Raw genomic sequence first — 7,698 nt, 5'->3', positions numbered from 1 at the left:
GAGTCTGAAGCTGAGTCTGAAGCTGAGTCTGAAGCTGAGTCTGAAGCTGAGTCTGAAGCTGAGTCTGAAGCTGAGTCTGAAGCTGAGTCTGAAGCTGAGTCTGAAGAAGAGTCTGAAGCTGAGTCTGAAGCTGAGTCTGAAGAAGAGGCCGACGAAAACACTGAAGCTGAGTCTGAAGAAGAGTTTGAAACAGCGGCCGACCAAAAGACCGAAGCTGAGCCTAATACTGTAGCAGAGACTGAAACAGAGGCCGACAAAGAGACTAAATCTCAGACTGTTTCAGCGGAAAATCCGCCGGTACCTACTCAAGATTCGGTTACTCCCAAACACGCCCTAGAGTCAGACACCTTGAAACCTGGCGCTCCGCAACAACCAGCAACGACCACTGAATCAGTGGGTGTAGAAACTCTGCCAGTACTTCCTACACCTACCCCACCATCCGCTATTTCTGCAGCGAATAAGACAATGTTATTTCCGCTAAACTCTGCAAACCTCGATGCAGAACAGCTTCATTTCTTAGATGAACTTCTTGCCCATGCATTCGCTGAATTTTCTCCTCATGATGTTCTGACCTCACAAGATATTGAGGCTCTGGTCGAACAACGCGTTCAGCAACAAATTCTAGGCTGTGTAGATGAATCCTGTGGTACCCAACTCGCCGGCATTGTTGGCGCACGTTACCTCATTCGTGGAAGCATCCACGCTGTCGGCGAAAGCTTTCACGTCCTCCTCACACTCATCGACACCGCTGAGAAACGAACCATATCCCGAAGCCGTGCCACCGGGCTCAATCACCACGGTAAACATCTAGAAACCATGGGCCGAGCTGTTCGCCGACTCCATGATCTAGAGGATGCTGACTCAAGCCTCGCTGAACAAGTTTACGCTCCGGTTGTATCCGGCTCCCGCGTTTATGAGAGTTCCTTAATGGCACCCGCCTGGAACATCACACTCACTGGCCGGGAACTGCGCGAACGAGGTTACGTAGAATTATCTGAGATCTTCAATGACCTGCCCGGAATAGACGTTGCGAGACCCGAAGGCGCATCATGGTTACGAACTTATTGGCGTGGCCGACGCGACACTTGGCAGGATCACTTTCTCTTTCTCATCGACGGTATTCCTTGGCATGACCACCTCTACGGCAATGCTCGTATGCTCATTCCACTCTCTAATATCGACCGTGTTGAAATATTTTACGGACCTGGTTCTTTGATGCACGGTTCCAACGCTCTCATGGGGATTGTTCAAGTCATTACCCGAAATGAACTTCGCTCCACCGGGACTCATGTGAGCGGCTTTGTTGGCTCGCGCGTCCCTCAAAGCGGAATAGGTTCCATCGCCAATTACCGCAACGTTAGCGATATTAACTTAGAGCACATCGAGAAAGACTTTAGACTCTCTCTCACCACCCGTTTCGATCATGGCCGCGTCGATTCCACCAACAGCGACACCTACGAATGGTCCAAAGACGCCTACTACCGCGACCCAAGAATCTGGGGCGAATCGTTTCTGGAGAACTACCCTGGGGTATCTGGCTCATTTCGGTCCCCCTATAACAATATCGCGGCCGATCTCAGAGTAGAAATGAAACGTCTCGAAATCGGACTCCAGTATTACAACAGCCGGCGAGGTACCGGTTACCAATTTGCAGCAGACCGTTATCAAAACGCCGCGAGTTGGTCAGACACCTTCTACAGTATTTTTGCCCGAACCCATTACAACACTGAAAAATGGGCAACCAACGTCATTGCCAGATACCGAGGCAGTGTTTGGCCTAATGGTAATTCACTGCTTCTACGAAGCGGCGGCGTCGCCAAACTTAATCGTTATGTTTCCCACTTTACTTCCGCCGACATTCAAGGCGAGGCGGGCTACACCTTTAACGAGAGCACTTTTATTCATGGCGACCAACTCTCCATCGTTTCAGGCTTCCACCTCGGCCGCGACGACTTAGGCCTTGGCTGGCAAAAAGTGAGTTCCGACTTATCGGGTGACACTCCGCCTTCCAACACCCAGCTCACTTCCGAAGGCCCACTTGGGAGAACTCGAAAATACAACCTAGCGGGCTTTGGTTTGATTAAATACATGCTCACCCCTCACCAACGTATCGATGTTGGTATCAGACAAGAGTATCGCCGCGGTGAGACCAACAGCGCTTTTCGGCTTGCGTATGTAGGTCACGCCGCTCCATCATGGACATGGAAGCTGCTCTATGGCCGAGCCTTTACTCTGCCCGTCCCGCGCCAAGTAACTTTTGTTAGTAAAACCAGTGCCGATAACAACCTTGATCTCTTCGCCGAGAAAACGACAAGTGTTGAAGCAGGGCTCTATTACAATGAAAAGAACCTGAGTGTTCAGCTTAGTCCTTACCTTGTTTGGAATGATGATGTCATAGACGTGATAGATGGGCAGTTTCAAAATGCCAGTCAGCAACAGATTCTCGGAATAGACATCGGCATCATCAAATCCTTTGACGCTCCTTTACTCCGCTCCTTGCGAAGCTGGCTTTATTTAACATGGCTTCCATGGGCCAAGCGCTCCGCGGAAGGAGCGGAATGCAGTGATGTCAGCCTTGGTGATCACATATCAGGACAGCTCTATGAGTCAGGACGTGAGTGCCGTGTTGGTGATATCGCCCCCATTAAGGTATGGGCAGGAAGTCAGATAGGCCTTAGCCAAAACCTAAGCACCACCATCCTGGCCCGTTTCTACTCTAAACGCCCAACGGTCTCGACAAACCCTGTTGAATCCATCGACGCATACGCCACGATGGATATCAGCATGACCTATCGGAACCTTATTATCGAAGGTCTCAATCTGGGATTGCGCGTGGGTAACCTCTTTAACGCCGTCTACTTCCACCCCGGAGTAAGCGGGGCTTCGGCCGGTAATGAACCTGGTTCTATGGTCACTGGAGAAGACGGTATTGAGGCATGGTCAGGTAGTCAGAGCGGCTACAGCTCGCTACTTCCGCAGCCCTCCCGCTCTTTTCAAATCACTCTGCAGACAGATATAGATTAGCCCTCTTCCTGGCTTACGTACCAAGAAGTACCTCCCCAAGCCTTGAGAATAACTCGATTTTAAAATGTGACGAACTCCAGTGCTGGAGCCGTCCAAGGGCAAATGCTACTCTTGGCTTCAGGCTAAGGAGGCCTCACCATGCCTAAAATTGGTACACCCAACACCGACACCGCAACCAAAGCTTTGCTCTTAGGAGCCGGAGAACTCTGTAGAGAGATTGCCATTGAAGCACATAGGCTCGGGCTCGAAGTCATTGCAGTCGACCGTTATGAAGATGCTCCGGCTATGGCCGTCGCTCACCGCTCTCATGTGATCCATATCGAAGACCCCAAAGAGCTTCGTAAGCTCATCGACCTAGAGAAGCCCGACTACATCATCCCCGGCAGTGAGCATATTGCTGCAGAGATTCTTCTAGAGTTTGAAGAAGAGGGCTATACCGTAGCGCCGTCTGCTAAAGCCGCCAAACTGGGTACCGACCGAGCCGGGATCCGCGAGCTTGTCGCCCACGAGCTCAACCTCCCTACTTCGCCATTTCGAATTGCGCATACAATGGCCGACTACTGGAGTAACATCGGCGAAATTGGGTTCCCCTGCATGGTAAAGCCCTTGTACAGCTCTTCAGGCGTTGGACACAGCTTCTTAAAAGGTGACGGCGACACCATGAGCAGTTGGCAAACAGCTCAAGATAAAGCTCACCCGGGCACTTGTGGGGTTATCATCGAGGGCCTCATCGACTTTGATTACGAAGTAACAATTCTCACCGTCCGGCACGCTGGAGGCATACTTTTCTGTGATCCCATCGGTCACCACAAACTTAAGAGTAACTACAGGGAATCATGGCAGCCTCACCCCATGCCCGACAAAGCACTCGAAAGAGCGCACGAAATGGCGGAAAAAATTGTCAATAACCTCGGCGGCTACGGGCTCTACTCTATGGAATTTTTCGTAAAAGAAGACGAAGTCTACTTCAGTAAAGTTGCGCCCCGGCCTCACGACACAGGCATGGTCACCATGACCTCACAAAACATCTCTGAATGCTCGCTGCACTTACGCGCCATATTGGGTTTACCGATCCCAACCGTCCGCTCAGAAGGCGCTGGAGCGGCAGCAGCAATCGTTGTTGAAGGAGATGGCACCGACCCTGTTTATACAATCTCAGCTGAAGCCATGCTCGAACCCGACACCAGTATTCGCCTTTTCGGGAAAACCGAAGTTCATGGTATCCGTCCCATGGGTGTAGCATTAGCACTAGGTAAAGACGTAGACGAGGCTCGCAAGAAAGCCACAACATTGGCCGACTCAGTCAAGGTTGAACTCTCCTAGATTCATAGCATCCCCGATGTAAGTTTCAGGCTTACGGTTGACCACCTTAATTCTAGCCTGGTGACGAGAGGCCAGATCTCGGGCCCTCTGAACCGTGCTTTATTCTACTTTTGGGTAGGTCAAGAGCGGCGTTCCGTACTATAGTTAAGGAACATCATTGTTACCCAGAGGAGTTCGTTATCTCCGACAACTTGCCAAAAGGTCGGTTCAGCCGACTCGCAAAACTTGCCCGAGCCGGTGCACGTACCGGCTCCGCCATGGTCTTCTCTAAAACACCAGCCAAACACCTCATTAAATCAACAGCACTGCTGGGGCAACTCAGAGGCATCGCGACCAAAATAGGACAGATGCTTAGCTACGTCGACGGCCTTGTTCCTCCTGAGCACAGGGATGCATTCGAAAAGACCATGGGCACCCTGCAAGCAGCAACTCCGGCATCAGACCCAAAGGAAATACGGGAGCTCATTCGTCAAGAATTCAATAAGGGTGTAGAAGAGATATTCGCAACTTGGGAGGACACCCCCATCGCCAGCGCATCCATCGGTCAAGTTCATCGAGCCATCACTCACGAGGGCGAAGAGGTCGCTGTTAAGGTACATCACCCTGGCATCGTGCAAGCTTTAGAATCCGATCTCCAGAACGCGGGTGCCATGGAGATGATACTATCATTGCTCGGATCCTCTAAGTTCGAAACAGGACGGCTTGTGGAGGAGCTTAAGGACAGGTTCCGTGAGGAACTGGACTACAAACTAGAGGCCGAGCGCATTGAACTCTTTAGTAATATTCACGCAGGGGATCCAACCATTCGGATTCCCAAAGTATACAAATCGCTCTCTAGCAAGCGCGTATTAACGACAGAATTCATTCGAGGTCTTAGCTACGAAGAAGCGCGAAATGCCTCAGAGCAAGAGCGTATTGCATGGTGTGAAACACTTTGGCGTTTTGTTTATAAAGCGATTCTCATACATGGCGTATTTAATGCGGACCCTCACCCGGGAAATTACTTCTTTCATGAGGGAGGTGGGGTAACCTTCGTCGACTTCGGATGCGTCCAAAAGATGCCAGAGGTTAGGCAAAATGCGGCCATTCGATTGCACTGGGCTGCAGGACACGATGAGCCCGAAATGTTTCACCAGGGCTGCATAGACATTGCCGATTGTCAGGGTGGTCTTTATGAGAGATTGGTCCGTAAATATCTCGAGTCTTACTTTCGTCCGATTAAAGAATCGCCCTTTCACCTTTCTCCCGACTACGCGGCCAAAGTGGTGAGAGACTTTAAGCGTGATTACGCTACAGCTTTAAAAAACTATAAAGACGGGTTCGTTCCTATGCCAAAGGGGCTACTCTTTATTAACAGATTAGAGTTTGGGTTCTTTTCGATCTTGGCAAGACTCAATGTGAAAGTAGACTACCGTGAGGTGGAAAAAGGTTATTTACACCAAGAGCATATTGATGCCGCAATGGCCAATGCTTCACCAAGTTCCTAAGAGTTTAAGAGAAGGTCCCCCGCGTCGGGATCCAAATGCTAAAAGATGCACCGCCGAGCCTATCACTCTCACCAACCGTAATTGTTCCCTGATGGTTCTTGATGATCTTGGCTGTTACCGCCAACCCGATTCCTGTTCCAACGCCCGCCGCCTTAGTTGTAAAAAATGGCTTCAAGATTTTTGCACGAATGTCTTCAGGAATTCCCGGCCCATTATCCTCCAGGCCAATCAATACTCCATCCACATTATTCACACGTTTTAAAACAGATGTAACCACAACAGTACCATTTGAAAAACCATGCTTTTCTTCAATTGCATCAGCCGCGTTCGCAAGGATATTCGTAAACACCTGCCGTAGATGACTGGCCCGACATCGTATCTCCATGTCTTGCTCAAGCTCCAAAGAGACCTTACAGCCTTTGAGCTTGCCTGAGACCAGAATGACTGCATCCTCTATGATCTCGTTAAGGTCATAAAGGACTGGCTCAAGGTCAAGGCGTGAGCCTCTGTGTAAAGCGTTTGAAACATCAAGCATCTGCCGAATGCATTTATCGCCGTCTTGACGAGCTCGAATCAATTCATCGAAATGTTTATCAAGCCGCGCCTTAATGGCATCGGCCTCTGGCCCAGTCCCTTCGAAAATGGGGTCGAGAATAGATGTCACGTTCTTGATCTCTTCTTGCATCAAATCATTGCCCAAATGAATCGTTTGCAATGGGCTTCTCAATTCATGACCGATACTCGCAATCAGTCCACCTAATGTTGCAAGCTTATCCGCCTGAATCACTTGAGTCTCAGCTTGGTTCAGTTGGTCGCGACTTTCGATAAGTCGTCCCTGAACTTGAACAAGCGTACCCTCCAAGGCACTGCGTAAATCAAGCTCACTTTTCAAGTCACGCGAAAGCGACTTCGATAAGTTGTAGGTATCAGCAAACATTCGAGCAATCATATAACTCTGTAGCAAGATGAAACCGACCACACCAAAGGGCAAGAAATACAGATGCCCATAAGCTTCCCGCGCATTCATAATGTCATGAATGGCCGATGCACCGAGCACAACAAAAGCAACCAACGATACGACGGCTTTCGAATTTCCTGCTCGATATTCCTTTACGTGCGCCCACAGAACCCAAGAAAGTAAGAGAACCATAAGGACATGACTGGTATCTAGTAAATGACCCAAGTAGTGGGTTGGGCCTAGGCTAATTACACAAAGCACTCCAAAAACAATTTTAACGATGCGCATGACATTAGTACCCATCGACAGGGGGTACATTTGCTTAAAGAAACTCGCACCGATAATGCACAGAGCGTACATCATAAAATACTCAACTCGATACCGAACATTGTAAACAGTTAGAGCATCAACCGAGAGAAGCGCCTCAAATATTCTTTCTGATGCGGCATGCCGCAGCGCGAGGCCACCGCATAGCAGTGAAAACCAAAGATTCACCTTGTCTTGCGGTCGCAACCAGAAAAGAACAAAATGAAAGATGGTCGCCATCAGCAAAACACCCAATAACGTATAAACGAAGGCTAATCGATTAAATTTATCCTTGTCCAAATCCTTCGTGAGACCAATAACCGGCATTCGCCAGACACCAATATAGGCACTGCGGTAACCAGAAATTTCAAGAAACAAATCCAACACGGGGCCCGCTAGCCCTGCCAATGAAGCATGAGTCCAGACTACTGAGGGAACGGCCTCCTCTTTTGTGCGCCCAACCGTACCCGCTTCAGAAATAACTCGGCGGTTACCATACGAGTCGATTGCCCAGAGTCGGTGAGCTGTATCAATCACGCCAAGCCTAATTGATAAATAATCGAGAGCTTTAGGCAGACCCCGAAGCTGCACGCCGTGGGT

General features: G+C 49.7%; 4 protein-coding genes. 3 read left to right on the top strand and 1 reads right to left on the bottom strand.

Features of this window, described 5'->3' with window-relative positions:
- The 3 genes from HOK28_12970 to HOK28_12960 form a co-directional block, all read left to right on the top strand.
- Positions 1-3,024 (top strand): TonB-dependent receptor plug domain-containing protein (locus HOK28_12970; GenBank protein ID MBT6434004.1); only part of this gene is annotated, 3,024 nt, incomplete at its 5' end.
- Between the two features lie 138 nt (positions 3,025-3,162).
- Complete coding sequence (purT, locus tag HOK28_12965) at positions 3,163-4,347, top strand: formate-dependent phosphoribosylglycinamide formyltransferase (protein MBT6434003.1); 1,185 nt, start codon at positions 3,163-3,165, stop codon at positions 4,345-4,347.
- Positions 4,348-4,604: 257 nt separating this feature from the next.
- Positions 4,605-5,834 carry an AarF/ABC1/UbiB kinase family protein gene (locus HOK28_12960; GenBank protein MBT6434002.1) on the top strand — a complete coding sequence of 410 codons (1,230 nt, stop codon included), beginning with the start codon at positions 4,605-4,607 and terminating at the stop codon, positions 5,832-5,834.
- Positions 5,835-5,838: 4 nt separating this feature from the next.
- Here the strand turns inward: HOK28_12960 and HOK28_12955 are convergent.
- A partial coding sequence (locus tag HOK28_12955; protein MBT6434001.1) for a sensor histidine kinase occupies positions 5,839-7,698 on the bottom strand: 1,860 nt, incomplete at its 5' end.

The sequence above is a fragment of the Deltaproteobacteria bacterium genome, from assembly GCA_018668695.1.
Lineage (GTDB): Bacteria > Myxococcota > XYA12-FULL-58-9 > XYA12-FULL-58-9 > JABJBS01 > JABJBS01.
Note: the sequence above shows the minus strand (reverse complement) of the source record. Positions and strands in the feature narration are given on the sequence as shown.

Coding starts and splice junctions, on each gene's coding strand:
- purT (MBT6434003.1), top strand. CDS start 3,163: ATGCCTAAAATTGGTACACCCAACACCGACACCGCAACCAAAGCTTTG.
- HOK28_12960 (MBT6434002.1), top strand. CDS start 4,605: ATGGTCTTCTCTAAAACACCAGCCAAACACCTCATTAAATCAACAGCA.